The following is a 714-nucleotide window of genomic DNA, read 5'->3' as shown; positions in this document are numbered from 1 at the left end:
TCCCTGGCTACTAAAGCGCACGCTTTGAAACCTTTGAAGGGATAAATTGCATTGGAATGAGATCTTTGCCGCTATCAACATAACGTTGAAAGGCCATCTTTAAGGAGTTCGGCAGCTCATGACTGTCAATGGTTTCGAAACCATGTTGAGCATAATATTTTTCTAAGTAGCTAAAAGCGAAGCAATAATCACCATCTTCGAAAACTTTGTTCTCGCAATGCTCTAGCAGAGTGCGGCCAACGCTCGTGCCTCTAACTTCTGGGATGACGAGCATGCCTGTTAATAAGCGATATTGCTCTACGGTTTTTAATCTTAGTAGTGCGACGATCACACCTTCACTACTGGCTGTGATGATGAGTTCATCTTTTTTGGCTCGCCCGGAGGGGTAATGGGCTTTATAGAGCTTTTTGATCAAAGGGAGTTTGATCGGATTTAACACTTCTATGATTAATGAGTTAGGTATTGTCACTGCGGTTAAAAGTTAACTGGGGTAGAATGTGCCCAGTTTAAGAGAATCTTATCTGGCGTTGCAAATCACTATGCAAATTAAAGAACACGCAAGCCTCAAGGCTTTTCACACTTTTGGTATCGAGCAGACTTGCTCCTACTTAGCCATTGTTGACTCGATAGATGATGTAATCAGCCTCTATCAAAATCCTGCTTTTCAAAGTCTGCCGGAGTTGTTTTTGGGTAAAGGCAGCAATGTTCTATTTA

At 42.0% G+C, this 714-nt stretch carries 1 protein-coding gene and 1 pseudogene; one reads left to right on the top strand and one right to left on the bottom strand.

Annotation, left to right across the window (positions count from 1 at the left end; genetic code table 11):
- Positions 1–10: 10 nt before the first annotated feature.
- Positions 11–439 carry a GNAT family N-acetyltransferase gene (locus tag R7Z50_RS27305; RefSeq protein WP_169600796.1) on the bottom strand — a complete coding sequence of 143 codons (429 nt, stop codon included), beginning with the start codon at positions 437–439 and terminating at the stop codon, positions 11–13.
- Positions 440–539: 100 nt separating this feature from the next.
- On the opposite strand from R7Z50_RS27305, the pseudogene R7Z50_RS27300 reads away from it, so the two are divergent.
- Positions 540–714: pseudogene (locus tag R7Z50_RS27300) on the top strand (UDP-N-acetylenolpyruvoylglucosamine reductase); the annotation flags it as partial.

The organism is Vibrio sp. 1249-1 (assembly GCF_033340495.1).
This window is presented reverse-complemented; position numbering and strand designations above follow the sequence as displayed.